This is a genomic window from Paenibacillus sp. EC2-1 (assembly GCF_049311625.1).
GTDB lineage: Bacteria > Bacillota > Bacilli > Paenibacillales > Paenibacillaceae > Paenibacillus_AQ.
Map to the genome: position 1 here is coordinate 5,319,270 of NZ_CP186006.1, position 26,253 is coordinate 5,345,522.

The window sequence follows — 26,253 nt, forward strand, 5'->3', positions numbered from 1 at the left end:
GTGTTCTAGCATTAGAGACGTGTGAGGCAGTTAAAAAGTTTCACCCTTTGTAGGTTTCCCAAAATTTACACAGATATGTTAGCCATGCCGATGCACCTTAAGTCAAAGGGCCTGAAACAGCCTTTCCCCATGTCTCTGGATATATCGATACAACACGACGCTTATCACACCTATAACTATTGCAATCACAAGTAGTATTAGATTGGCGTTCATGTCAGTGAATAGCATCGACAATCCAAATGGAATGATCAGACTTAATAAGTTAACTAACATCGATACGATAACGGCTGCACTCTGTTTAATGGCCGTAACTTCACTTGTCCATGTGAGATTAGGCAGTTTCAAGTTAACAAGCACTCCAACCAAAGCTGAATAACAAGCATACATACCAGGGATCACAAGCAGTAGTAAGCTTTCTAACCATCCCGTATCCAGTGAGAAAATAAGCAGCACTCCGCTTACCACAAGCATGGGGATGGTAACGGTAAGGTTGACCGCAACTTTACTAAGCAGAACGTCCGATTTCGACACGGGAGAACTCTTTAAAATCCATAAGTGATTTCCCTCCAAGGATATGGAGCATGCCGTGGTGCAGCTCATGATAATGAATAAGGAGACAAATAATGGCGCCAATCTATTTAAATACTCAGATAATTGCGGAATCTCAAGAAATTGTTCAAATGTCTGTGGGCCAACAAACAATAAAGCGATCGACATCACCAGTAGTAACACCATACCTATGCTTGTATTCAGCACATATAGAGAAGAGCTTATATATCTACGAAGCTCTTTCTTGTACAGGGCGAGAAATGGAGATGAGGTTCTCAGCTCCTTCATCTGATACTTCCTGCTTGCATGAGAAGAAGTCAGACCTGTATGAATCGCTTTAAACCGGGTCCCTAGCACGTAAGTAAACAGCATAAAGACAAGCACCGAAATCGCTATGAATAACAAGAGCGAATCCAGTTGATATGAGCAGACGCTATCTACATACATCGCTGTAAGAGGATATAGCTTAAATATCATATCTGCCAGTTGTGTACCGAGTTCCGTAAGAAGCTGCTCATTCCCGTTCATGCTGAACGAGCTGATCATAAAGGCAATGATGACTGCAAACGTGAGCACAAGGCTGATGATGCGGCTGCCTTTAAATCGAGAGGAGACCCAGCTGATCAGAGCGCCGATGATGGTGGCCCCGATGATCGGGACTAAAGGAATAAATACGAGCGTTATAAGAAAATACAGATAGTAAAGTGCAGCCGGGTTTATCTTTATTGCATACACTACACCTGCTGGAACCATCACGATTAAACTAAAAAATAAATTAATGACATAAAGCTGGAGAACGCGGCTTGCTACAACATCACTCGTTCTTATAGGCAGCGACATGACCAAGTCATAGTCTTTGAAGCCGAACAATACATCGCCTGCCTTATAAATGGTAGTGAAGAATCCAATAACGGAGGTTGCCGCCATCATAATTGCAAGCAGTAGATCCATTCGCCCAATCTGCTCAAATGTCATAGCCATACCATAACTATAACTAAATGAGACCCCTGCAATAACGACCATGCTCAGCAGCATTAAGAAACTCAGCAGCATCCATTTCCGTCTTTCCTTCACATCATGCGTATGCAGTGCCTTATTTATGCCAAAGGAAGCAAGCAGCTGTATTCTCGTCAATCTCCATATATTAATCATTGTTGATCAGCTCCAGGAATACATCTTCTAAACTATGATCACCTTTGACATCTTCTGTCTTCCCGTGGGTGATCAATTTCCCGCCTTTAATAATCGCGATTTTATTGCACAGCTTCTCTGCTACATCAAGCACATGCGTGGAGAAGAAGATGGCGCTGCCGTTTCGGCACAGCTCTGCCATAATTCCTTTCAACGTATGTGCTGCTTTCGGGTCGAGACCGACAAAAGGCTCATCGAGGACAAGCAGCTTCGGTTTATGAATAAGAGCTGATATGATCGCTAGCTTTTGCTTCATACCGTGGGAATAAGAGGAGATCATATCACCTAAATGAGGTGTAATCTGAAATTCGTCGCTGTACTTTTGAATACGTGCTTCACGATTAGCCTTCGATACACTGTAAAGATCACCGATAAAGTTCAAGTATTGTATGCCTGTCAGATGCTCATAAATATCCGGATTATCGGGGATATACGCAGTTACCGCCTTACAGGCTAAGGGATCCTTACGAATCGAGATGCCGTCAATTTCGATCTCGCCTTCCTCAAAATCCAGAACACCTACCACAGACCGGATCGTCGTTGTCTTCCCTGCTCCGTTATGTCCGATAAAGCCGTAGATGTCCCCTCGTTCAACCACAAGGTTCAAGTCGTCTACTGCCTTTTTGCCACCCTTGTAACTCTTCGTAAAATGCTTAATTGTAAGCATCTGCCCCTCACCCTTCCCTTTCAACGTATCCGTCTTGAAAATTATCTATAATACGTTTAGCCTAGCCCGAACGTTCAATGGGAAGAGTATCATTTCTTTAAGAACTCATCTATTCAGATGCATCGAGTCATGGTAAAGAGCTAGCTATCCGTTCTGACAGGGATACTCACGTTTACGACAGTTCCAATATCCTCAGCACTCTGAATATCAATCGTACCGTTATGTTTTTCGACTATGGTCTTCACAATCGAAAGCCCCAGACCTGAACCCGTGAACTCTCGTGATCGTGATTTGTCTATACGGTAGAACGGTTCAAATATGTTACTAATTTCATCTTCCGAAATACCGATACCCTGATCCCGTACTGTAATGACAACGGAATGATTCTCTTGTGTCGCGAGCAGATCTACTCTGCCACCTTGCTTGTTATATTTCACGGCATTTGCTGCCAAATTAAATATGGCTCTATACAATAAAGATTTATTGCATTTTACATTACAATCACAATCATGAATTACTATCTTCACCTGGTTCTTATCTGCTAATGATTCCAATTCATCGGATATATCCTCGAACATCGTCCTGAGCGAAACATCATCATTAAAATCCGTACGATCCTCCAATGCAAGCTTTAACAGGTCATCTACAACCGTAATCAAACGTTCGGTACTTTGTTGCATTTCCTCAGCATTAGCCTTGTAATCTTCAAGGGATGGGTTTTCATCAAGGTGAAGCACCTGTACAGATGCTTTGATGGTAGCAAGCGGCGTTTTTAGTTCATGAGCAGCGTTGGCAGCAAATCGTTTCTGTCTTGTAAAAGAACGATCCAACCTGTCCAACATAGAGTTAAAAGAGGTTGATAAACTACCGACTTCATCCTTGGTGAGTGGTACATCAATTCGCTTGGATAAATTCCGTTCACTTATATCTTTAATTGTTTCACTTAAATTCGAGAGAGGTTTCAAGGCTCTGCCAACCATAATATAGGTAGCCATAATTCCAACAATCACGATAACGACCATCACCAAGATGCTTTGAATTGAAAACTTTCTCTGCGCCTCTATCACTTTCATCTCAACGGATATTCCTTCAAAATATCCGCTAGCCTGACCATTCCCCATGATTTCTTCATGAAGTTGTTGACCCTTTTCTGGATCGTTAACAATAGATTTATGAAGCTCCTTTCCTACAAAATAATTATTTGCACCCGTAATGGAGGCGGCCGTTAAGAGCATCGCAATGGCAACCACGATCAGGCCGACAAGGACAGTAATGCGCATGCGAAGCGTAAGTTTATTCATTATCGACAATTCCCTCCCTCCATAGATGAGGAAATCATGTACCCTTGTCCTCTAATATTTATGATCGGTACGTCTTCACCTAGCACGACGGATAGCTTTTTCTTCAAGGAATGAATATGAAATTTAAATGTATTTGAAAACATATCGGCTTCACTGTCCCAAATATGTTCAATGATCTCCTCCATACTAATAACCTTATCTTTATGATTCATTAAATACTCAAGTATTGAATATTCTTTCTTTGTTAAATCTACAGGCATATCATTAGCGATAACCAGTCGCTTCGATGTCTCAACTGCAATTAGACCACAAGTAAGAGTAGTGCTTTGCTGTACAAATGAACGTCGAAGTAAATTACGGATTCTTGCCTCGAGCTCAAGGAAATCAAATGGTTTTACAATATAATCGTTTGCCCCTGTATCAAGACCCATAATTTTATCTTCCACTTCACTTCGAGCAGATAGAATAATGACTTTCATTTCATGGTCATGATGGCGAATCGTTTTAAGAACCTCGATCCCATCAATTATGGGTAAATTCAAATCAAGTACAATTAAATCATAGCTATTGATTTCATATAACCTCAAAGCTTCCTCACCGTCAAAGCTACAATCCACAGCATATCCAAGTTTTCTGAGGCCCTTCGAAATAACTGCATTTAACAAATTATCATCTTCTACGAGTAATATTTTCATAACAACCTCCTGTTCTAAAAGACTAGACTGATGGACCTGCATCTACTAATATATAGCCTTTGCCTCGCTTTGTACGACGAAAAGCCACACATGATCGTGTGGCTTTATTAGGATGGTGCAAGACATGGACTGATTATTCCTCAATAATCTTTTTTGTTAACATCTCTTTCCCATCCATATTGTTATGCATAGTTCCTGGCTCTAGCACTTTCATTTCAACCGAAAGATTGTTGTCTTCTAAAATTTCTTTCTTCAGCTGTTCCTTACCCTCATAATTCTTGTCCGATGTGCCCACTACAAAAGTTGATACTTTTGCAGAGATCTGATCTAATGTGTTACCTGTGCCTTCACTTGCCGCAAATGCAGAAGCGGATGCTCCTACCACCATAAATGCACTTAAAATTCCAACTACTGTTTTTTTCCTTTTCATCATAAAATCCTCCTGCCGTTTGATTTATGTCTTACATCCATGACTTCATAATAAAGAACGGAAAGTTAGGGCAAGGTTAGATTTTATGAGATCAAAAAAAAACGCCCAGCTAGGCGTTTTCTTGAATCATGTATTTAATATGAGGACTGCGTTGCCACAACCATATCTTTTAAAATAAACTCCTCAACCACCTTAGCTACCCCGTCGTTCATATTCGTATCCGTAACATAGTCAGCTAATTGTTTAATCTCCTCAGGTGCATTACCCATGGCAACGCCTAGACCGGCGAATTCGATCATCGCAACATCATTGTACCCGTCACCCATCGCTATAACCTCAGAGCGTTCAATGCCAAGTGTCTGAATCAGGTGGTTCAAGCTGGTTCCTTTGTTAACACCATCCTCGGTAAATTCGAGGAAGAAGGGCTTCGAACGCATGACGTTTAGCTGCCCTGCCATTTTCGCTTTCAACTTCTTCTCGACTTCAACTAAGCGTTCTGGATCTGCCACCATCAGCACTTTAACAACAGGCACCTGTACAGCGTCTACGAAGCTTTCCACTTCTACGATCTTCATTCCTGTAATGTCCGATTCGATTGTCGTATACTCGTTAGCTGATGCCGTTACAATCTCATCCCCCACATAAGTAAGTGCAGATACACCTTCCTCTACACTCAGGTGATATAGAGTATGAGCCATTTCAGGTGTTAATGTGCTACTAAAAGGTTCCTCTTGAGTCTTCCAGTTAATAATCTTCGCCCCGTTGAACGAGAGAATATAACTTCCAAAGCGCTCCAACTCCAGCTCTTCCGCTAGTGCTCTCATCGCATAAGTTGGGCGTCCTGAAGCCAAGACAACTTTAACGCCCGCTTCCTGCGCAGCCATCAATGCTTGTTTATTGCCCGCAGATATCGTTCCATCATCCTGAAGCAGTGTATCATCGAGATCAAGCACAATCATTTTATATTTCATTCTCCAGCATCCCTTTACATCATTTTTCATCTACTATATCATGTCTTACTTGCTAGCTCTATGCATGTTACCTGGCTACAGATTTAAAATATTGGTAGACTCGATTCAGTTTCTTGTCATGTCTACCTTTAGCACTTTCCATGCTACCAAATTCGAAGAATTTCACCTTTCGTATGCCTACATATTGAAACAGAGCTTTTCGCATGAGAACCTTGTGTGCGTTATGAAGCCAGTAGAGCGGATAGAACGCGGGTCCCTTCATGACAGAAATACAGACAACAGACTTTCCTTTCAATAGTCCTTCTGGTAGAAGCCCGCCTGTATCTCTATAGGCAAAATTCGAAGCAAACATTTGGTCGATATAACCGAGCAGCATAGCTGGAGGGCGCCCCCACCAGATTGGATATACGAACACGATTTTATCTGCCTTAAGAAGCTGCTGGCGATACTTCTCGAGTCTCGGATCACTATGCATATCCCTTCTACGCTTCGTTTCGTTAAATACGAGAACCGGATCAAAGCCCTCTTCATATAAATCAAGCACCTGGATGTCCTTGATCTGAGCATTCTCACCACTACCTCGAATGACCTGTTCCAAAAATGCATAGCTTAAACTCTGATGATTTGGATGCGTATAAATGACCAAGACGTTCACTAATGCCACCTCATTTATTATCATTTGATAACTAAAAAGTATCACCTCTCGAATTAGTTGTCAAATGATAATTGTGTTGTGATAATTAGTTTGGTATCTTTTCTTTACGAGGTGATGCAGGTGGACCCTAAAACTCAGGAAGCCTATTTCCAGCAATTCTTGACCTTTATAACGTCTGTGCATGAAGTGACTTATGATTTAACCAAAGACATTAAACCAGATGACATTACGCCCGTTCAATATAGCATTTTGGAGTATATTGCGGTTAGCCAGCCCGTAACCCTGAGTCAGATTAGTGAGTGTAAGCATATATCGATGCCGAACACGAGTCGTGAGCTGAAGAAGCTTACGGAGAAGAATCTATGTGAGAAGTTTGATGTGGCTGAGGATCGCCGCAAACAATTCATACGACTTTCCGAAGCAGGACAGGCAATGATGAACGAAGCCTTTCAGCGGATTGGCAGCCGATTCTTAAGCCGCTTGAGCGATACCTCCCCAGAAGAACTGGAGGAGATCAACCGCGCCCTGCAGTTACTTCAGTCCAAGGTATTTTATCAAGAGTAAGTCATGATGAAGAGTACGAATATCATATGCTAGCATTTCCGCTGAGCACAGAAGGGCACTCCCGTAATGGGAATGCCCTTTTTCAGTTCGCCCCAGACTCAGCGACTCTTTTTACCCTTTCCAAAAAAGTTACTACAACCTTATCTGTTGTAAATATCATGAACAGTTTCAATAACCACTTCAATGCTTTATGAGTTGCCGTATATCTAAGCCTAGTCTTCTGGTCATCTATACGATGTAGCTCATACAAAGCCGTGATCTCAAAGCTATTGGAAAGGGTAAATCCAATTTTCAGTTTTTTATTATTTGGATGATTGGAATACTCTAGCACATGGACATCATATTCCTTGGTACGTTTGCCGTCATTGTATCTTTGGCGGTAAATACTGCCCACCACATCATCCTTAAGCCTAATTGGCTTATTCTCTATCATCTGCGGCATAATCTTTCGCATCTGTTCGAGCGGACCATCCAAGTACAACCATATCTTCTCAATGGGACGATTAATCTCAATTTCGCTTGACCATTGCTTCAAAATCTTGACCTCCTGATATCCAATGCTCCAATATTTTCAATTGTGCCCTTGTCCGAGATCTCTGATACGATGCAGCTAAAAACGCTCCAAAGCTTAGGTCAAACCAATCTACTTCATTTACTAAATATAAAGGACACCCAAAAGGGTGCCCTTTATTCCTTTATTAAGCTATTGTTCACTCACGATTTTACGTGCTACAAAACTAAGGTCTAAGATATCAATCTTGCCGTCCTTATCTAGATCCATATGCTTTACTTGTTCCCAATCTGCACTTGCCGAATTTTTACCATAATTTGCGGCTACTAAGGCTAGATCTCCGATACTCACCTTACCGTCATTGTTAACATCTCCTGAGTTAACCGGAGGTACTGTTTCTGGCCTGATCTGAATGTTGATCGTAGATGGGGCGCCTTTTGTTTCTGCTCCCGTATCATCGCCCATCGTCATATCCGTCACGGATAAAATAGTTTCAACCGGCTGCTCTACTGTCTTTGCCTTAAAGACTAGATTCAGCAGCTGTACATCCGATGTAATCGCATTGGCCGATCCTGTACTGGCCATGATGAATCGCAGCTTGCCTGGCGTATTATTCACCAACTCTACGAGGTTGACGCCTTCCCTCGCTGACTCTGCAGATACGAACTCTACAAGATTGGCGTCATAGTCCATTGAGGTATCAAGCGCATATACATGCTGTGTCACATCTCGCATTCCGAAGTTAACATGAAACTCCTTACCCGACTGCACGGTACTGCTGGCAGCAGACAGTGTTGATTTCGTCTCTGCTGGTGTAGAGATGGAAGAAGTCTTCACCTCACCAAGCGCATACCAACCGGTACTCGTCATCCGATCTTCAACAGCAAGCTTTATGGCTGGCTTATTGTTGTTTGTGGTATCTACAATCGCCACAGCCAAATCATATGTCCCATCCGGAACATCGCTGATTTCAAAATCTCCAGTGTAGCTATAATCTTGACCTTTGATCCAGTCAGCTGGTTCTGCCTTATCAAAACTCATAGATATAGGTTGCTGGGTTTCTGGATCTAGCAGTGCAAAGGCAACTTTGTATTTGTGACCCCAATTCGGCAGATCGTTAGGCAATTTACCTACACCCGTATTTTTCCACGAATGATAGATCTTATAGGGCGTATCAGGCTTCAGCGTGGCTGGATAGACTGCCTCATTCAAGACAAAGCGATATCCACCTTGCAGGGCGAACTTCTCCACCAATTCGGGATGATTCACCGAGAATTCGATGACATCCTCCGGATGCCTCAAATCCAGAGTATTAGCATGCGTGTACAGCGCATCGTTAACCACCCTAGTTAACATGTTACGAATCGGCTTATTCTGACCATCACAGGAGGAAGCTCTGGATACGAAGTTCTGATAACAATTCTCCGCAAATACCGGTACTGCCGGAAAACGGGCTACAATTCGATCTTTTTGCGTTTGATCAAAATATACTGGACTGCCATAGCTATCTCTACGAAGTATGAAGCCTTTTTCTTCATAAGCCCAATCTTGTAATGCCCAATCAAAACTGCTTGCGTCTTGTTGGCCAATCAATACCTTTTTAAAGTTATCTGCATATAAGTTGACGATCCATTTAAACGTGTTGTCTTTCTCTGCCTTCGTCATGCTGTGACTAAAGGTGTACATTTCACCCCAGTAGCCCATACCGCCACCATCAACAAAATCTACGATACTAGGATCATCGTATTCCTCTGCAAATGCCCGAACGAAGTTCTCAAATTTCTCTCTGAAAATTAGGTCAGTGACAATCGGTGTCTTGAAGTTAGTGTTAGAAGCGGTCGGAACCCCTCTTGCACCTGCATCAAACACGAACTGCGGCGTCGCCTGCATATGTACATCTTGGCTGTCTATGACAACGCGGAAAGCAAGTTTTATATTGCGGTCGTGAGCCATTTTCACTAACTTTTTATAGTTCTCATCCACATTCCATGCGTATTGCCCTTCGGATGGCTCCATCCGAGACCATGGTACTCGAATATAAAGTATACTCGCAGCATCTATATGCGGATCAACCGTATCCCAATACGTCTGTGCATCCATATTGACCATCGTATTTCCGCCACCGCCAAATTCCTCAACATACAATACCCAACCCATCGCCGGATTTTTGATAATGCTTGTTGTATCTTCTTTAGGTAACGTAATCGAATAGTTCTCAGGTGGTTTACCTGGTATCAGAACCTGAAGGGCTACTGTGTTAGCTTTGGTCTGATCTGCAAGCTTAATGACTTCGAGCACAACGGAAACTTTCTCGTCACTTGATGTAGGTGAAATCGTTCCATCTAAAGCGAGGATATCTTCCCGGTCAGACGAATGGATCTGAACAGCGAATCCCTCAGGTACAGCTGGAAGATCAAGCACCAACTGACCTCGGCTTGGCTTCTTAATGCTTGTAATAGATCCGGCTACACTGCTGGCTGAGTAATCAAGTTTCCCCCATACCTGCCATTCCATAATCGCATATCCACTCCATGTCTGTGCTGCGGATTTTACCTTAATACGAAGCTTACTCGTTTTAATTTCTGGAAAAGTAATATCTAATGTTTCAGCAGCTTGTTCATTTTTCGTCCAGTAAAGCGTAATATCTGCTTTCGCTATCTGCCAGGTTTGACCGTCAAAAAATTCAAGGTCCATCGTCTTTATCCCTTGTCTGGGACCAAAATTGGCGGATATTGAAATTTTACTCGTGGTGACCAGATTCACCCCCCAATCAAGTGTTACATAGGCTGGCATTGTAAAATTGTTGCTTACCCATCCTATAGTCATATTTCCATCATTAACACTGCCAATCTTATTCTGACTTGTCCCTGCCGTCGCACTTGCAACCGCTTGCAAAGCTACATTTGTCAAATCTGTGGATGATTCTGCCGATACCTTTGGAGATAAATCCACGATATAAGTAAGCAACATAATACAAATAAGAAATATGGAAACCTTGTTCTTCACTACAACCTCTCCTTTGATTAGGATTTTTGCTTTAAACATTTCTGCTGACCAACGAGTTACTTCACCTCCTCTTCATGGTTTGCTCTTCGTTTGAACACCTTTTATTTGGTGCGACTTTATTATATAAAGCTTGTGATTTTACAAGTATGTATAAATCTTTGGTAACGTATATAACAAAATATGAAATCGCTTACAATAATTAATAGCCTAAGTTTAGGATATAGAAATCGTAGTATTGTCTATGTTGTTAGACCATTCGCTCCCCCCCAAAAAAAAGAAAGGCATTCGCTACAAAAGCGGATGCCTTTCTTTGGATAACGGTAAATATCAATTGACATACTACTCTCTTACTAGTCCACGAATAAATGCTTCAAAACTCGGGGCCAGCTTGGTAATGGTATAACCATTGGCTTGATCTACATAAACCACTTCGGGTTCACTATCATTTCCAGATTCACGGTAATCAAGCATTACCACCGCAGACTCGGATGGACAATCACAGATGACTACCCCGATCTCAGGATACCCACCATTCTCAATGACATGTCGACTTCCTTCTTTACCACAGAGCGAATGACGCTTCTCTCGCCCAATAGCATGAATACCAGAAATCGTAATGTGCGTCGCCCCTTCAACTGCATTGGTTGTAGGGAAACATCTGTTGTGAGGCACCCCGCCGTTATGCTCTTTAGCCATATTTACATAGAAAGATGGCAGTTTAAACACCAGCTCTTCCTCTATAGAAGCAACCAGCTCATCTGAAGGCGGATTCGAAACATAATGCTCTAACGCATGTTCACTATCATCCCAGAAGTTCGTGAAGTCAAAGTCTGTATCAAAATGAATGGGATGCACACTTACTACGGTTTCAGCAGATTCACGTGATTCTTCTGCTTCTTCCTCATCTTCTTCTGCATCCCCTTCCTTCTTGCTTGCAATCCACTCCAGAAATTCTAACGTATCCTCATCTCCTGGATCTAATTGATCAGCGGCCTCAAATGCTTGCTGCGCTTCGTCATACTGATCCAGATAGTAATAGGCCAATCCTATACGGTAATGCCAAAGCGGATCATCTTTACCCTCTTCCGCAATGGTCAAGAACTGTTCAACGGCCTCTTCGTAGCGCTCGAGATTATTCAGTGCTCGTCCCAAATGACTAATCAGCACATAATCTCGGTCCTCTGCTGGAATTTCCATAATTGCATCTACGATCTCATCAAACTGATCCTCTTCATGCCACGTATCGAGCTGTTCTAACAGATCATCTCGCATTATTCCTGCCTCCTACTTGAGCATTTAACAAAATGCTGGCTTTAAGCCTTTTTGAGATTATACCATTTCCAGCATGGCACTCTCCACATGATGCCCTGACAAATCGCCGGTTAAGCTATATTCGTGTTCATAATACAGACATTTTGCTCCTACTATAAGCAGGTAAAGGACACCCCCGGGGTGCCCTTTACCGTAAATACACTCTTCTATTCTAAAATTTTACGAGCCACGAAACTCAGATCCAAGATATCAATCTTACCGTCGCTGTTTACGTCCATATGCTTAATTTGTACCCAATCCGCACTATCCGAAGTCTTGCCATAGTTAGCGGCAATCATTGCGAGATCTCCGATGCTTACCTTACCGTCATGGTTTATATCACCTGAAGGTTCCGGAGTTATATTATCTGCCGTAATCTCAACCTCAGTCGATGATGGAGTCGCCTTCGTTTCCGCTCCCGTGTTATCACCCATCGTGGTATTCGTCACAGATACCAATGCCTTAACCGATTGCTCCACCGTCTTGGCTTTATATGTTATCTCTAACAGCTCGACATCCGATGCAATTGCATGTGATGCGCCTGAGCTCGCCATGATGAATCGAAGCTTGCCAGCGGTATCCTTTACTGTCTCAATAAGACCAACGCCTTCCTTCATGGGCTCTGCCGATACAAACTCCAACAGATTGGCGTCGTAATCCATAAGAATATCGAGCGCATAAATACTTTCTTTCACCTCACGTAACCCCACTTGAACGGTAAAGTCCTCACCTGACTTAACACTACTTGGAGAAGATAGTGTAGTTTCAGCACGGTCTACGCTGTGAGGCGGCACATGGTACACATTTAGTTCTGCAGCCGAGGCTACACCACCTACACCTTGAACAGCTTCTAAGCGTAAATAAGCTGCCTTTGTCTTTTGGAATATAGCATTCTTCTCTTGACCATCCGCTTCCCACATTCCGCTATCTACCTTGGTAAAGCTAACTCCATCGGTACTAACGTAGATATTGTACTTGGTAATTAATCCATCACCCGTTTCTGAACCCGGAAGATACTTCAATTCGTTCACATCATAGCTTCCACCTAAGTCCAGTGTAATGGACTCTGGTAAATGTGCGGGTGTTAATGTCGTATGCCACGTTGTGGCTGGATCACCATCTAGCGCCTTGGCTGGTTCATGCCCCTCTTCGGAGCTGGTAGCGACCGCCGTCATCCCTGATTGTGAGATAACCTCTCCTGCTTCTACAACAAGCTCTGCTAGGTAAGCTTTACTAAACCTGAGACTCTCACCTAGACCATCACTTTGAACGGTGTAATAAATCCTGCCCGCTTCAGGGCCGAAATCTAGAGCTTCAAATGTGATCGCTCCATTTTCCTCGGCCAGCTGTTCAGCCAGAACCTCTTTAGTATCCAAAGATTTGTATAATCGAACGGTTTGCCCTTTTCGGACTCCTTCAATAACAACCCTATCCTTCGGACCTGTATTGTTCTGCGCTGTTACAAAATGCATCATAATATTTTCCGTCTTAGGGAGTGAAGCACTTTCGAACATCTGCCACTCATAAATACGTATAGCTCCCCAAGGCGATGATCCACTGTTATACACTTGTAGTTTGAATTCCTGAGCCGTAATAGGTTCATCTAGAACCACGTCAGTTACTGCTTTTTTATTATCTTTAATTCGCTTGGCACTCACCCAGTTTCCTGTTCCATCCTTGTATAAGAGTTCGAAATCAATCGTGTTCATATTGCTTGCTTCTCCGCCGTATTCGGCATGCTCTACCCGCCAGCGGCGTATCGTTTTGGACTCGCCAATATCAATTGACATATAACCATTACTTTTATTCGTTGCTGCCCATTTACTGTTACCCGTAGCTGTTCCATCCAATGCTTTCGAGGCAGGTTCTGCTGCGTTCTCGAATGAGATACTGGTGATCTTGGCATTGAGCGCGACATTGGGTGAAGGAGGATTATGATCCACTTCACTTGCATCTGAATCGATTCCCCAGTTAAAAGCAACCTCCGCCCCATTACCGCGAACATAGTCCTGGTTCACAGGTACAATTTCGAGCGTAGTGATATTGTCCTCTGAAGCATTGGCCGTTGTTCTGGATATATTCGAAGTATAGAAATAATGACTAGGTGTCACACCTATGAGTGCTGGAACTCCATCGGCGTTCTTTTGATAGACTTCATAATGCAGTACCTCATTTTGCGCAGACCATTGAATCCGAGCTTCTGCATTCAGTGCGCTCTTCACCAATTGCTCTGAGACCTTTACATCCTTAGGAGCTGATAGGATCGCTGACTTGGATTGATACACCGATAATTGCCCCAAATGAATTGCAGCATTCTCTAACTTATCCGAGTTACTGATTTTAAGGCTTAGCGCATAAATCGTTTGCCCAGCTTCCTCTCCCAGATCAATAACCGCCTTCTTCCATCCCTGGCCGGTCTCAGGCAATACATAGTGCTTCATCTGATCCGGTGAATAATCTTGACTGTACGCCACGCCTAAAGAAACATCGGCACCTGATGGATTCTGATAGACCACTTGCACCTTCGTCTGGTCTGTTACTTGGAGCTTGGTGCTGTAGAGCAGTGTGTCATTCTTAGAATTAGGACTCAATGTACCGCTGAATTTCAGGGAATTTCCTCCGTTGTAAGCTTGATCAAAGTCGTAGGATACATTTATTCGGCTGCCTTCACTACGAACCCACCAACGCCATGTTGGCATAATATCTTGTACGGAACGGTTATTCCACTCCTGAGAGCTGGACAATTTCCCATCCACAAAATACTGTTTGCCATGCCCACTATTAAAGTTGGTTGTAAAAGGCATTCCTTCAATTACAGACGAATCTGTAATAAATCGAGCCATCCCTTTCCAGTTCGCAGAGTCATCTGCAAGGGTTGGATCACCTTGTGGTCCTGTCCATAAATATTTCTCTTTCTCATGGAAGTCAGCAGGGTTAGCCGCTAAACCCATGGTCGAGTTCGGTGTATATAGAGCAATGGATACCTTCGGCTGTTTCTTCTCATCCAGAAGCGGTCCGGTATTCACTCTCGTGTTGTATGAGTTTTGTTGAATTTCAAAACCTGCATAAGCATCAAAGGGATCACGGTTATGACTCTTCATCGTAGCAACCGTTGTATTAATCTGATTAACACCCCAGTTATAGTTCATAAAGAACTCATCCACCGCATATTTGCCATCTGCCGCTGGCTTCACATACATATCGTTATTGCTGTTAACCGCATTCTGATGCGACACGTTTCCGTTATTATCTTGGGCGTCATACCAGCCGAATCGAATGTCTGACTTCCGCTTAACATAGCGCATCATTTCATTCATTCGTTCAGCAGTAGCTTTGTTAACGCCATATGTTTCTTGATTCATGAAATAACCATCAAAGCCAAAGTATTCAGCAACCTCAATCATTTTGTCTGCTACGGGAAATGTACCGTCCGTATTCTGCTGTGTAAAGGCTACGATTTCAGCAAGAGCTGCTGGAGATCCAGGCCCCCACGGAAAGCCCACGGTTGCATAGACAGGCACACCATTACGATGGGCCGCGTCCACAATATCCGGTGTCGGTATTGCGAAAATCCCCTCGTTCGTTCCAGCCCAGTAAATATATGAATCAAGCAGTTGCCAATTATCAAAAGCATACACATTAAACTCATTGCCACCGACAGAGCTTGCCTCATCATGATTCCATGTCGTAATCGCAGCGGAAGTAATGCCAGCCTCTGGATGAGCAAGTGGGTTCACCTGATGCCCTTTGAACCGATTCTTATTCAGAGGGACACTTGAGCGGTTTAGTTCTGCATCCGGATCATCATCAGGTGACCATTCCAGAAGTGTCTTCACCCTGAAAGCCGGAGCGAGTGGCTGTAAGCTGAGCTGAGCTTCATAATTCTCATTGACGACATCTGTTCCATCTCCGTCCACTGCAGCGTAAGCTCCTGGCGTTATCACAAAAGCAAGTAGGGAAAGAAACATAACCGAAGACAAAATACGTACATAAAGATGATTTCTAGTCTCCATTACAGGCCTCCTCGTACATAATGTGCTGCTTGAAATTAAGAGATTCATACGAAATTCGTAATACATCTGACCTCCCTTCTAAAATTTGTATTCGCTTTCAAATTCATATGCACGATTCACTATGCTATACGTGGCAATAAATGGTTTACTGATTTAATTTACATATAATTACAATATTTGTTTCGATTGGGATATGTACTGTTACCTGTATTGTTGACTCATGGCTTTTTATAAGATCTTTTGTCAGATGAGTATGAGATCTACTACGGGTCTATATGATGTTACTCACAGACTTTCACGTACAGAATTTTAGGAACTAACAGAAACAAGTCTCGCAGCTTTTCAAATTCTTCAGAAGAGGTGATGTGGTTAATGAAAATGACTTCGCTCCCATCTATGGCTGGCAAAAGTACATTTAAACTGATTAGCGTGGCACTTGCAATTACGCTGGCCATTCCCATCTTTACGCCAACTGTAGCCCGGGCAGCAGCAAACACTTCAACGAGTGAAGCTCCTCCAATTTCTCCAATTCCACAGTCTGTTGAATGGAAGGGCGACGGATTCAGCATACCGACGGAGGTAGGGCTGGTCACAGGGAGTAAGACCGATTCAGCAGCTATACAAACCGTTGAAGGCATTTTACGAGATGCAGGAGTGCAGAGTATTAAGCGTGTAACAGACAACGAGGCACCGAGTTCGCCAGTGAATGTATGGGTCGGTGGGCCACAAGAAAACGAAGCTACAGTCTCCGCTCTTGAAGCATTAGGAGTTTCCTTTCCTGCTGATCTGAAAGAGGATGGTTACGTCTTGGCTTCTGGAGCAGATCAAAGTGGAAACAAAAAAATTGTACTTTCAGGCAGTACACCAACCGGAACCTTCTATGCAGCACAGTCGCTCCGCCAGATTATTACACCTAAAGATTCAGCACATACCATCCCTGCTGTTACCGTCATAGACTGGCCAAAAATGGAGTGGCGTGGATCTATAGAGGGCTTTTATGGTGATCCTTGGTCCCATCAGGACCGACTTAGCCAGCTTGACTTCTATGGACAACAGAAGATGAATATGTACATCTATGCGCCCAAAGATGATCCCTACCACCGGGAACAATGGCGTGTTCCTTACCCTGCGGATAAATTAGCGCAGATCTCTGAACTTGTACAAAAGGCTCAGCAGAATCATGTGGAATTGGCATTCGCAATTTCTCCAGGTAACACCGTCTGCTTCTCAAGCGATGCTGACTTCCAAGCGCTTAAGGATAAAGCACAAGCCATGTGGGATATTGGCATAAGATCCTTTGCTCTATTCCTCGACGACATTGAAAAATCACTTCGGTGTAGCGCGGATAGATCGGCGTTCAACAGCGATACAAATCCTGTAGCCGCGGCACAAGCATTCCTCCTCAATCGCTTCAAAAAAGAGTTTATCGACACCCATCCAGGCGCACACCGTCTGATTACCGTTCCAACCGATTATTCAAATATTACAACAACCGCTTATATTAACCGCTTTGCTACGCTCGTTGATCCAAGCATTATTGTCCAGTGGACGGGACCTGCCGTAGTACCTGCTGGAATCTCTGTATCCGATGTCGATAAGGCCAAAGCTATTTATAAGCACGATCTACTAGTCTGGGATAACTATCCGGTGAATGACTACGCACGGGATCGACTTTTCTTAGGTCCACTATACAACCGTGATGCAGGGCTTGCTGATCATGGAATTATTGGCCTAACTTCCAATCCGATGAATGAGGCAGAGGCATCTAAAATTTCGCTCTTTACAATTGCTGATTATATGTGGAATCCGAAAACATTCAATCCTGAAACATCTTGGGCGCTCAGCATTAAGAGATTCGGTGGAGATGCCGCGAATGCACTGAAGACTTTTGCAGAGAACAACTACTCGTCACCGCTTAATGCTAAGGAAGCACTGACCCTATCCCCTTTAATCGATAACCTCTGGAGTACATTTATTGGTGGTGGAAGCTTAACCAATGTAGCAAACCAGCTCACTTCCGAATTCACTAAGCTAGAGCAGGCCCCTTCTATTCTGCGCAGTAGCTTAAATAATGCCAATTTTATTAAAGAAACTGAGCATTATTTGAAGAAATATGAACTGTATGGAAAAGCAGGCGTCGAAGCAACTCAGATGATATTGTCTCAAAAGCGCAATAGTAAGCAGCAGTCCGCACAGCATAGAACTGAATTATCTAAACTGACGTCCGAGATCAAATTAATTACAAAGGCCAAGGCAAATAAAGTGTTTGACGACTTCTTCGCACGTGCAGTTCGTGAGAACGATACTTGGCTTGGTGTTGGAACATCAACTCCGTTTCCGATTGTAACGATGGGGACATACCAGACGAATACGCCTGATAAAATGCTCGACGGTAACCTGAATACGTATTTCTGGAGCGATAACAGTCCCGCTGTAGGAGATGTGGCCGGGGTTGATCTGAATGAAATTCGGAACGTATCCAATGTACAAGTGCTTATGGGTAAGAGTGGCAGTATGAACGACTACATCCGTCGGGGTGTTCTTGAATATTCCGTAGATGGAGCCAACTGGATTAAGCTCGCTGATCTATCGGAGAAAGCTGAAGTCAGTGTTCCGGTAGACAATCAAAAAGCCAGATTTGTTCGAATTCGAGTAACGAATGCACAGACCTATTGGGTCATCATCAGAGAATTCACGGTCACTTCCACAGCAATTCCAAAGGTACCAACTGTCGTGATGACAGGGGAGGATACCGTCAAGGCAGGGGAAAACTTCACGGTGCAACTAGGAGTTGGAAATATCACAGATTCTGTATTTGCAGAGGACATCTCTATGGACTACAATCCGGAAATTATGGAGTTTGTATCGGCCGATTCATTATTGGAAGGAGTAAGCTTACTCAATACGGATTCCAAAACACCGGGTAAGCTTCGTTTTATTGCAGGAAGTCTAGGGGCTGAACAGGGCATTACAGGTAACGAACAGCTACTTGAGCTTATTTTTAAGGCAAAAAGCACAGCAGAACCAACAGACGGAGTACTCTCCGTCACAAATGCAACCGTGGCAAACCAGGAGGGCGTCGAAACGCAGATTGCCTTGTCTTCCTTCCCTATTCACATCGATCCAATTGTTGCAGATAAATCACAATTGAATGACCTGATCCTTGAAGCGAAAAAGGTACATGATACAGCTGTTGAAGGCACTCAGACAGGTCAGTATCCTGCAGGATCGAAGCTACGGCTTCAGTCAGCAATTGATGCTGCTCAAGAAGTTATGAACAACGCCAATGCAACTCAAGCGCAGGTTCTTTCCGCTATTGAAGCATTGCAGCAAGCCCTTGAGCAGTTTAAAGCATCTGTGATTACCAAACGTCCAGAAGACATTAATAATGACGGCAAGGTAAGTATCGGGGATCTTGCCATTGTAGCCGCCCACTACGGTAAGACATCATCTAGCCCAGATTGGGAACAAGTGAAGAAATATGATCTGAACCATGACAATGTAATTGATATTATGGACTTAGCAGCCGTAGCATCCAAAATTATTGAGTAGCATGTAACGCAAAAAAGATAGAAAGAGCTTAGCGCTCTTTCTATCTTTTTTTATCGTTCGCTCATATCAACCGGTACATATCGATATCTCTCAAGATCAATCAAGCCATCTTTACCGGGTATAACCCCTTCATCACTTAGATAAATCGTCTGCTTAAAGCGAGACTCATCATCCTTGATTGCAATTTCCCCTTTAGCATTCACGACCCGATGCCATGGTAGCCCATATGCGCTACTCATGGAATGCAGAATTCTTACGACCTGCCTCGCTCCTCTTGGGCTTCCAGCCATTCCAGCGATTTGACCATATGTCATGACATAGCCGGGTGGGATACTCTTTATAATATCAATCACTCTTGAAGTAAATGGATTCACTAGATCACGCCCTCTTGATCATTCATACTATATATTCACTCATAATGAGCTCGATATCAAATGGAGTAACTCCATTCTCCACGGAAAATATGATATCCGCCTGATCGGCTGTATCAACAATCTCCCCTCTTGCCCTGGAATGAAGCATGAACAAATCGTACAAGTCTGGCTTCCGTAGATTCGTCATGGCTTTGCCAATCAGGACCATCCCTTTCTGGTTCCCCTCCACATTATTATAGTAATCAGGATGTCTCGTGAGAGATAGGTCTGTCCAGATCACGGTACGTTCTACCAGATCAAGAATGACAGGAATGGCAATCTGCGAATCAGCGGCGACATCGATCTTATTACTTACCGTTGAAGGTTCGAATATTTCCCCAGATCCAGGCTTTTTGCGCATCATCCAACCTACGAAGCACTCTGGAAGATTACAATACGGCTGATCCGTAAAGGAATGTAGACTCGTTACAATATAACGTCCGCCATGACGGATGATAGATGGAATATGCAGATCGATGAATTCACATGCTCCTTGTGGCGCAGACACGATATCTCCACTATGGATGGCTTGGTAATGGGAAGATCGCAGGTTCGTGTAAGAAATATGCTCAACATACTTCCAATCTTGATCATACATCACGGCAGAAAGGTCAATATCTACGCGGCCTGTATGCTCGCCATTCACGTCCCCCTCTCTCCACCAGTTGAAGAATCGAATCGTGTCTCCCTCTGCCATCGGCACACGACTTCCGCGAACAATCGTATGCAGCGCTTTGCTAGCCGATCTTTGCGAGAATGGCACATGATAGTCCTTCAAATGTTCATCCACATAAACCTTACCCAGAGGCGGAAGCTCAGAGAACCGCTTGATGAGCACCTGCTCGCATAATTGCACGATGTCCTGACATGCTTCCTCCTGAATCTCAGGAAGTGTATTAGGGATAGCAAAGGCCTTGGCAACATTTCCTTTCGGGAAAAAGACGCGCAAATCCTCAGGCTTGCTAGACTTTTGACGGCGGGTAAAATGATTCTTCACTTGCAATAACACAGGTGTGGATACTTGATCAGCCACTTCACCGAATGCAAGCACAACGTACTCCGTATGCTCAGTTGATCGCAATAACTGATCCAATCTTCTTGCATACTCACCCGGACGCTTCATCAATAGATCAATTAAGGTCCAGACCTGATCATATTGGAATGCCAGTTCCACACTCCCATTGTAGGTCGCAAAGGGTTTGTTATTGCGCAAAATATCGAAAGCTTCCTCACAGCGCTTAAAGCGATGCTTATACTCTGAAGGATGTAGTATTTCACCTAATCGAATCCAACGATCCTTATATCTCAACATATCCTCCGTAATGGAATGGCACTGCTCTAGCAATCCGAGTAATAATCGTCTCTCGGACCGCTTAAATTTACGGAAGCGTATGGCCTCAGCCAGACTGACATCGCCATCCGACCAGGCTACAGCCAGACGAAGTACATCCGTCGCCGTCTTGAAGTAACTTCCAACCCGATTTAAATTTGCCTTATCATGCTTCAATAATGAAGCTACTACGAAGCCCACATTCTCCTTGAACGGAATTTCCGATGGAAGAATATCATCCAGATCGTCTGGGTTCACCCACTCGATCGCCGCATCAATATCCTCTTTATCAGTCTGTGAGATCGATACTTTAGCTTCTATAAGTTGGCGTATCATGGTGTGAAACTCCGCGACACTTCCAAGATTAATCACTTTCAGTTTGACCTTATCTTGTAGTGGAGGTCTCTCTGCCGACAGATGCGCAGGCAAGTCACAAGTACAATAATGATATATCGCATTTAGATACAACTCCGCTTCATCGGCATCCATCACCTGCACAGGGAAGTCTGGATACATCGGCTTATACTTTACATGCGCGCCTACCATCACCTTTAAATTTGTAATAAGTTGATTGTATAACACTTCAAAATGATCCTTGGGTAAAGTGCGCATGACTTTCAATAATTCATGGGACAACGTAAATCCAAGTGTTTCTATATTTTTCATCGCTGTTGCCAAAAAAGACTTCGAGAGTTGATCTGGCCCAGATTGTTCATTAACTATTAGTTTATTCGCTCTTCGTAAGTAGATCGTATTGATCATCATAAAAAGAGTCCAGGAAAGCCATATCCCTAAATTCATGCACCAATTTAGATAGAAGGAAGGATCACAATAGCCTGAAGGTCAAAGATCCAAGTCCGTATAACCGAACTTTGATGCACTGATCATCCCATACTTCAGAGCAAGCCAACAGGGCGAAAGTATTACGATCATGGAAAACTTAAGTTTAGATCGTTTACAACTCTCCCTCAAGAAACTGAATCAGGTACACTTCTGGCTGTTTGAGAAATTGTGTAAAGCTGCATAGATCGGCATACGTCTCATGCTCCACGTCATAACAGCCGATCATTCCCTTCTTCTTCGGGTTCCACACCAACAGCAGATCCGAATAATTGTCGATATTGGCGGATAAACGCAGCAACTTTTGCCGACCAATCTTCATCTCGATCGTATCGCTCAAGGTGAAAAAATCGATATACCGGATGTCATATTCATTATCGGAGAGCTCTAGCCGTAGATTATCTCCGGAAAGAAAGCGGACAAGCTCGTCATTTAGCTTATATCTTCTCAGTTCATATTTTCTGTTTTCTATATCATGAAACGCTGGTGGCTCCAGCGACTTTAAGTAGTCTGCCATAACCTTATCCTTATTGCTTACAGCAATGGTATAGGCTCGCTCGCCGTCCTTCTCTGCTAGAGTGATGTCTGCGCCGCGTTCAACTAAAAATAGCACCATCGCTTGATTTCCCATTCTTGCTGCAACGGTTAGAGGGGTCGCTCGGTAAGGATAGACCATGTCCGGCTGATTATAATTAATGTCTACTCCATGATCGAGTAAATACGTTATGGTCTTGATATCATGATTGGACACGGCTTGACGCAATACCTCACCGCCATGCAGCTTGATATCTAATCCCAGCTCATGAATGAGTGGAATATTGCTCTTGTTACCATAGTAGGCTTGGGAGTATGCATTTGATCCGACGTGATTGTGCATATCCATTCTGGCGTCGTGATCTACAACATATCGAATGATCTTGTCATTACAGTAGCGTACTGCTCTTAAGAATGACGGATTCTGAGGAACATTCAAGTTAACGCCTTGCTCCACAAGCAACCTAATCACATCGAATTTCTGACATATGAGCGCCAAATCGAGTGGACTTAAACTTGTATGCTCACTTAGCGTGATTCTCTCTTCTATATCCCATCCCGCTTCAATTGCAGCCTGTAACTCTGAAATATTGTTTTTGTAGATATGCATCCCGATTTCTGGTAGCGTCTCGAACTTCCCGATATCTTTCAGATTAATCATCCTGTATACACTCCTACTCTATGTACTGTACCTTTCACAGCCCTTCATCAAGAGCCACTTCTTCATAACATCAAACACTTCTTGTACTTCCTGCTCATACATAATAGCCACCTCTTGCTGATTGGCATAATTAAACCTTACATACCCGCCTAGGCTCTGATAGAACAGGTAGCAAGTATACTCTGTATCAATAGATAAATCCGGTGCGAATTCCTCCTGGCACATGTTAGCCAGCACCGGTAGTGATAACTCATTCTTCCCAGGTGGCAAACGTAAAAAGAGGTGATTCCGTGATCCTGACCATGGCTCATAATACATAGGTGTTTCTTGGACACATCCATACGACTGTCGGTATATATCATTCAAAACAGTGACATAACCCATGTCGTCATCCAGCTGCTGCATCTGTAACGTTAGCGCCATTATATGGTCGGAGTGGCGAGGCAACCAGAGTAGTTGCTCCACCTCGGGATGCACCGCCAGAAAATCCCCGTCCACGGTGGTGCCTACTGCTATACATTCTCCAATCTGCTGCGCTGTAATTGGGCTATCCTCATCATGCTCCCACAACTCGTACTCCACAAAAGGCTTAAGCACCTCGGAATCCGGGAGATGAACATTCATCCACCCGCTGTAGGCGCCTTCGCCGAATCGGCGCATAAACTGGACATAGCCTGGCGGAAAAGAAATAATATATTCGCATTCTAGTAATTGTTTCTGATGATCTGATAGTGGCTTTGGCTGAGATACAAGATACATATAATTCAGCGCCCCTTTATGTGTAATCGTTCTCTTCTCTATTAAATAAACACATGTTATTTTACCACAATTTGTATAATGATTACTGAGGCTTTGGTTTCAAACTGAATCTCATACTGCATTCTTCTTCATACCAAAAAGGGCTTTTCCCAAGAGGAAAAGCCCTAATATTAAATCTTATTTGTCTAACACGTATTTAGCGTGCAATCTGTAATGGTAATTTGCCATTTAGACCAAGAGCCTTCGTCGTTGAAGTATGAATTTCTCGAATCAACTCGGGATCATCCACGAGAGATACGCCGTAAGAAGGTATCATCTCTTTTATCTTAGGCTCCCATGACTTTAAATGTTGTGGGAAACACTTCTGGATAACCTCAACCATAACCGAAACGGCAGTAGAGGCTCCTGGTGAAGCACCAAGCAATGCTGCAATCGAGCCGTCAGAAGCACTGACCACTTCTGTACCGAATTGAAGCGTACCCTTACCACCCGTGGTCGTGTCCTTAATTACCTGTACACGTTGTCCAGCCACAACTAAATCCCAGTCTTCACTCTTAGCGTTGGGAATGAACTCACGTAGCTCTTCCATGCGCTTTTCCTTAGACAACAGCACTTGTTGGATAAGGTATTTGGTTAATGAAAGGTTCTTAGCACCTGCCGCGAGCATGGTGAACACATTATTCGGCTTAACGGAGCCAATAAGGTCAAACATCGAACCCGTCTTCAAGAACTTCGGTGAGAAACCTGCAAACGGCCCGAAGAGTAATGATTTCTTATTATCAATAAATCTTGTATCCAAATGCGGTACAGACATTGGAGGCGCTCCAACCTTAGCTTTGCCATATACTTTGGCGTGATGCTGCGCGATAACTTCTGGATTGTTACATGACATAAACAACCCACTGATTGGGAATCCTCCGATATGCTTTCCTTCAGGAATACCCGATTTCTGAAGTAGAGGGAGGCTTCCTCCTCCTCCACCGATAAAGACGAATTTAGCGGTATGGCGTTCAATATTACCGCTTTCATTTCGTACTTTCAGTTCCCACGAACCATTGCTGTTACGCTTCATATCTTCAACACTGTGCTTGTAACGGATGTCGACCTTTTTCTTCTTTAAGTGCTCGAATAATATTCGTGTTAAAGCACCAAAGTTAACGTCTGTTCCTGTGTCTATTTTTGTTGCTGCGATCGGTTCACTCGATGTCCGTTCATTCATAATGAGCGGAATCCATTCCTTCAGTTTGCTCGGGTCGTCGGAAAACTCCATGCCTTGAAACAGAGGATTTTGGGACATCGCGTCAAAACGTCTTTTCAAAAATGCTACATCTTTCACTCCATGTACTAAACTCATATGAGACAATGACATGATGAAGTCTTGCGGTTTACGAATAAGCTTACGATTTACAAGATAAGACCAGAACTGCATTGAATCTTGGAACTGTTCATTCACCTTAATAGCCTTGCTAATATCTACGGTTCCGTCCGGTCGTTCTGCCGTGTAATTAAGCTCACACAGAGCAGCATGCCCCGTACCCGCATTATTCCATTCGTTCGAGCTTTCTTCTCCTGCGCTTGCCAACTTCTCAAACACTGTAATTTTCCAGTCCGGTGCTAATTCTTTCAGCAGTGTTCCCAATGTTGCACTCATAATACCGGCACCAATCAAGATAACGTCTGTTTCGGTTTGTTTGCTACTCATTTTTACCGTCCTTACACGTTAATATTTTGAGAAAAGATGTAGCTCTTCTCCTGCTTAGGTTACACAGCTACCTCGTACACCTTTTCTGGATGAAATACATGAAGATATTTACTATTATATGATAGTTATATCCTATTTAAAAGCCGTTAAATTTTTAGCAATTCCATATTGGTGCCGTTAACAAGCGTGAATTCAGCCCCTAAACAAGAGGAATACATGGGTAATATGGTTTTAACCTCATATTATTACCATATTTAAAATCAACCTCAGAGGTGTCATCTGGACTTGGTTATATATGTATAATGGTGTTTAACCTGTACAGAGAAAGAAGGCGGCAAAATGAATAACATGAGAACATGGACCATACGCATCCTTGTTTTTTGGGGCATTTTCAAAATTTTATTTTTCCTTCTTAAAAATATTCCATTCTACTCCTTAGGTATTGTTGATCCATACCTTAATATTCTTGAAATCGTCGGTTCTTTTCTCGTTGTACTACTGTCATTCATATTCACCGCATTATTACTGTATGGTAATGGTGATAAGTAGTAAAAGACCCTACCTTTATCCGGTAGGGTCTTCGCATTTTCTCTAATAC

At 43.3% G+C, this 26,253-nt stretch carries 19 protein-coding genes; 3 read left to right on the top strand and 16 right to left on the bottom strand.

The genetic code is table 11. The features are described 5' to 3' along the window. Nucleotides 1–102: 102 nt before the first annotated feature. From ACK8P5_RS24930 to ACK8P5_RS24960, 7 genes are all read right to left on the bottom strand, one after another. Nucleotides 103–1,701 carry a hypothetical protein gene (locus tag ACK8P5_RS24930; RefSeq protein ID WP_422658860.1) on the bottom strand — a complete coding sequence of 533 codons (1,599 nt, stop codon included), beginning with the start codon at nucleotides 1,699–1,701 and terminating at the stop codon, nucleotides 103–105. Next, the gene (locus ACK8P5_RS24935; RefSeq protein ID WP_422658861.1) at nucleotides 1,694–2,407 is read right to left on the bottom strand and encodes an ABC transporter ATP-binding protein; all 714 of its coding nucleotides are present in this window, start codon (nucleotides 2,405–2,407) and stop codon (nucleotides 1,694–1,696) included. Before ACK8P5_RS24935 ends, ACK8P5_RS24930 begins: the two co-directional genes overlap by 8 nt. A 140-nt stretch (nucleotides 2,408–2,547) precedes the next feature. Next, complete coding sequence (locus ACK8P5_RS24940) at nucleotides 2,548–3,708, bottom strand: sensor histidine kinase (protein ID WP_422658862.1); 1,161 nt, start codon at nucleotides 3,706–3,708, stop codon at nucleotides 2,548–2,550. Then, nucleotides 3,708–4,403 carry a response regulator transcription factor gene (locus tag ACK8P5_RS24945; RefSeq protein ID WP_422658863.1) on the bottom strand — a complete coding sequence of 232 codons (696 nt, stop codon included), beginning with the start codon at nucleotides 4,401–4,403 and terminating at the stop codon, nucleotides 3,708–3,710. Before ACK8P5_RS24945 ends, ACK8P5_RS24940 begins: the two co-directional genes overlap by 1 nt. 133 nt (nucleotides 4,404–4,536) lie before the next feature. Beyond that, nucleotides 4,537–4,833, bottom strand: a complete 297-nt coding sequence (locus ACK8P5_RS24950; protein WP_422658864.1) for a hypothetical protein — start codon at nucleotides 4,831–4,833, stop codon at nucleotides 4,537–4,539. Nucleotides 4,834–4,967: 134 nt separating this feature from the next. Further along, a complete protein-coding gene (locus ACK8P5_RS24955) occupies nucleotides 4,968–5,804 on the bottom strand; it encodes a Cof-type HAD-IIB family hydrolase (protein ID WP_422658865.1) in 837 nt (278 codons plus the stop codon). Nucleotides 5,805–5,871: 67 nt separating this feature from the next. Next, nucleotides 5,872–6,459: an NAD(P)H-dependent oxidoreductase gene (locus tag ACK8P5_RS24960; RefSeq protein ID WP_422661580.1), complete on the bottom strand. Its 588-nt coding sequence runs from the start codon at nucleotides 6,457–6,459 to the stop codon at nucleotides 5,872–5,874. A gap of 120 nt (nucleotides 6,460–6,579) precedes the next feature. Between ACK8P5_RS24960 and ACK8P5_RS24965 the strand changes: the two genes are divergently transcribed. Then, nucleotides 6,580–7,023 carry a MarR family winged helix-turn-helix transcriptional regulator gene (locus tag ACK8P5_RS24965; protein ID WP_422658866.1) on the top strand — a complete coding sequence of 148 codons (444 nt, stop codon included), beginning with the start codon at nucleotides 6,580–6,582 and terminating at the stop codon, nucleotides 7,021–7,023. An 82-nt stretch (nucleotides 7,024–7,105) separates the two neighbouring features. Here the strand turns inward: ACK8P5_RS24965 and ACK8P5_RS24970 are convergent, their stop codons facing one another. The 4 genes from ACK8P5_RS24970 to ACK8P5_RS24985 form a co-directional block, all read right to left on the bottom strand. Continuing rightward, nucleotides 7,106–7,558, bottom strand: coding sequence for an SRPBCC family protein (locus ACK8P5_RS24970; RefSeq protein WP_422658867.1), 453 nt, complete (start codon nucleotides 7,556–7,558; stop codon nucleotides 7,106–7,108). Between the two features lie 168 nt (nucleotides 7,559–7,726). Further along, entirely contained in the window at nucleotides 7,727–10,579 is a 2,853-nt protein-coding gene (locus tag ACK8P5_RS24975) for a cohesin domain-containing protein (protein WP_422658868.1), read from the bottom strand. A 300-nt stretch (nucleotides 10,580–10,879) separates the two neighbouring features. Next, the gene (locus tag ACK8P5_RS24980; RefSeq protein WP_422658869.1) at nucleotides 10,880–11,812 is read right to left on the bottom strand and encodes an SMI1/KNR4 family protein; all 933 of its coding nucleotides are present in this window, start codon (nucleotides 11,810–11,812) and stop codon (nucleotides 10,880–10,882) included. Nucleotides 11,813–12,018: 206 nt separating this feature from the next. After that, nucleotides 12,019–15,864 carry an endo-beta-N-acetylglucosaminidase gene (locus ACK8P5_RS24985; protein WP_422658870.1) on the bottom strand — a complete coding sequence of 1,282 codons (3,846 nt, stop codon included), beginning with the start codon at nucleotides 15,862–15,864 and terminating at the stop codon, nucleotides 12,019–12,021. A gap of 372 nt (nucleotides 15,865–16,236) precedes the next feature. On the opposite strand from ACK8P5_RS24985, the gene ACK8P5_RS24990 reads away from it, so the two are divergent. Continuing rightward, nucleotides 16,237–19,416 carry a beta-N-acetylglucosaminidase domain-containing protein gene (locus ACK8P5_RS24990; RefSeq protein WP_422658871.1) on the top strand — a complete coding sequence of 1,060 codons (3,180 nt, stop codon included), beginning with the start codon at nucleotides 16,237–16,239 and terminating at the stop codon, nucleotides 19,414–19,416. Between the two features lie 50 nt (nucleotides 19,417–19,466). Here the strand turns inward: ACK8P5_RS24990 and ACK8P5_RS24995 are convergent, their stop codons facing one another. From ACK8P5_RS24995 to ACK8P5_RS25015, 5 genes are all read right to left on the bottom strand, one after another. Next, entirely contained in the window at nucleotides 19,467–19,790 is a 324-nt protein-coding gene (locus tag ACK8P5_RS24995) for an MGMT family protein (RefSeq protein ID WP_422658872.1), read from the bottom strand. A 22-nt stretch (nucleotides 19,791–19,812) separates the two neighbouring features. Beyond that, on the bottom strand, nucleotides 19,813–21,924 hold the full coding sequence (locus tag ACK8P5_RS25000; protein ID WP_422658873.1) for a TerD family protein: 2,112 nt from the start codon (nucleotides 21,922–21,924) through the stop codon (nucleotides 19,813–19,815). A 190-nt stretch (nucleotides 21,925–22,114) separates the two neighbouring features. Then, nucleotides 22,115–23,194, bottom strand: coding sequence for an ankyrin repeat domain-containing protein (locus ACK8P5_RS25005; RefSeq protein WP_422658874.1), 1,080 nt, complete (start codon nucleotides 23,192–23,194; stop codon nucleotides 22,115–22,117). A gap of 18 nt (nucleotides 23,195–23,212) precedes the next feature. Further along, on the bottom strand, nucleotides 23,213–23,953 hold the full coding sequence (locus ACK8P5_RS25010) for a hypothetical protein (RefSeq protein WP_422658875.1): 741 nt from the start codon (nucleotides 23,951–23,953) through the stop codon (nucleotides 23,213–23,215). A 196-nt stretch (nucleotides 23,954–24,149) separates the two neighbouring features. Then, nucleotides 24,150–25,655: a malate:quinone oxidoreductase gene (locus ACK8P5_RS25015; RefSeq protein WP_422658876.1), complete on the bottom strand. Its 1,506-nt coding sequence runs from the start codon at nucleotides 25,653–25,655 to the stop codon at nucleotides 24,150–24,152. Nucleotides 25,656–25,994: 339 nt separating this feature from the next. Between ACK8P5_RS25015 and ACK8P5_RS25020 the strand changes: the two genes are divergently transcribed. After that, nucleotides 25,995–26,204 carry a hypothetical protein gene (locus ACK8P5_RS25020; protein WP_422658877.1) on the top strand — a complete coding sequence of 70 codons (210 nt, stop codon included), beginning with the start codon at nucleotides 25,995–25,997 and terminating at the stop codon, nucleotides 26,202–26,204. The last annotated feature ends 49 nt before the right edge of the window (nucleotides 26,205–26,253 follow it).

Coding starts and splice junctions, on each gene's coding strand:
- ACK8P5_RS24980 (WP_422658869.1), bottom strand. CDS start 11,812: ATGCGAGATGATCTGTTAGAACAGCTCGATACGTGGCATGAAGAGGAT.
- ACK8P5_RS24990 (WP_422658871.1), top strand. CDS start 16,237: ATGAAAATGACTTCGCTCCCATCTATGGCTGGCAAAAGTACATTTAAA.
- ACK8P5_RS25010 (WP_422658875.1), bottom strand. CDS start 23,953: ATGTATCTTGTATCTCAGCCAAAGCCACTATCAGATCATCAGAAACAA.
- ACK8P5_RS24955 (WP_422658865.1), bottom strand. CDS start 5,804: ATGAAATATAAAATGATTGTGCTTGATCTCGATGATACACTGCTTCAG.
- ACK8P5_RS24950 (WP_422658864.1), bottom strand. CDS start 4,833: ATGAAAAGGAAAAAAACAGTAGTTGGAATTTTAAGTGCATTTATGGTG.
- ACK8P5_RS24930 (WP_422658860.1), bottom strand. CDS start 1,701: ATGATTAATATATGGAGATTGACGAGAATACAGCTGCTTGCTTCCTTT.
- ACK8P5_RS24945 (WP_422658863.1), bottom strand. CDS start 4,403: ATGAAAATATTACTCGTAGAAGATGATAATTTGTTAAATGCAGTTATT.
- ACK8P5_RS25020 (WP_422658877.1), top strand. CDS start 25,995: ATGAATAACATGAGAACATGGACCATACGCATCCTTGTTTTTTGGGGC.
- ACK8P5_RS24975 (WP_422658868.1), bottom strand. CDS start 10,579: ATGTTTAAAGCAAAAATCCTAATCAAAGGAGAGGTTGTAGTGAAGAAC.
- ACK8P5_RS25015 (WP_422658876.1), bottom strand. CDS start 25,655: ATGAGTAGCAAACAAACCGAAACAGACGTTATCTTGATTGGTGCCGGT.
- ACK8P5_RS24935 (WP_422658861.1), bottom strand. CDS start 2,407: ATGCTTACAATTAAGCATTTTACGAAGAGTTACAAGGGTGGCAAAAAG.
- ACK8P5_RS25000 (WP_422658873.1), bottom strand. CDS start 21,924: ATGATGATCAATACGATCTACTTACGAAGAGCGAATAAACTAATAGTT.
- ACK8P5_RS24940 (WP_422658862.1), bottom strand. CDS start 3,708: ATGAATAAACTTACGCTTCGCATGCGCATTACTGTCCTTGTCGGCCTG.
- ACK8P5_RS24985 (WP_422658870.1), bottom strand. CDS start 15,864: ATGGAGACTAGAAATCATCTTTATGTACGTATTTTGTCTTCGGTTATG.
- ACK8P5_RS25005 (WP_422658874.1), bottom strand. CDS start 23,194: ATGATTAATCTGAAAGATATCGGGAAGTTCGAGACGCTACCAGAAATC.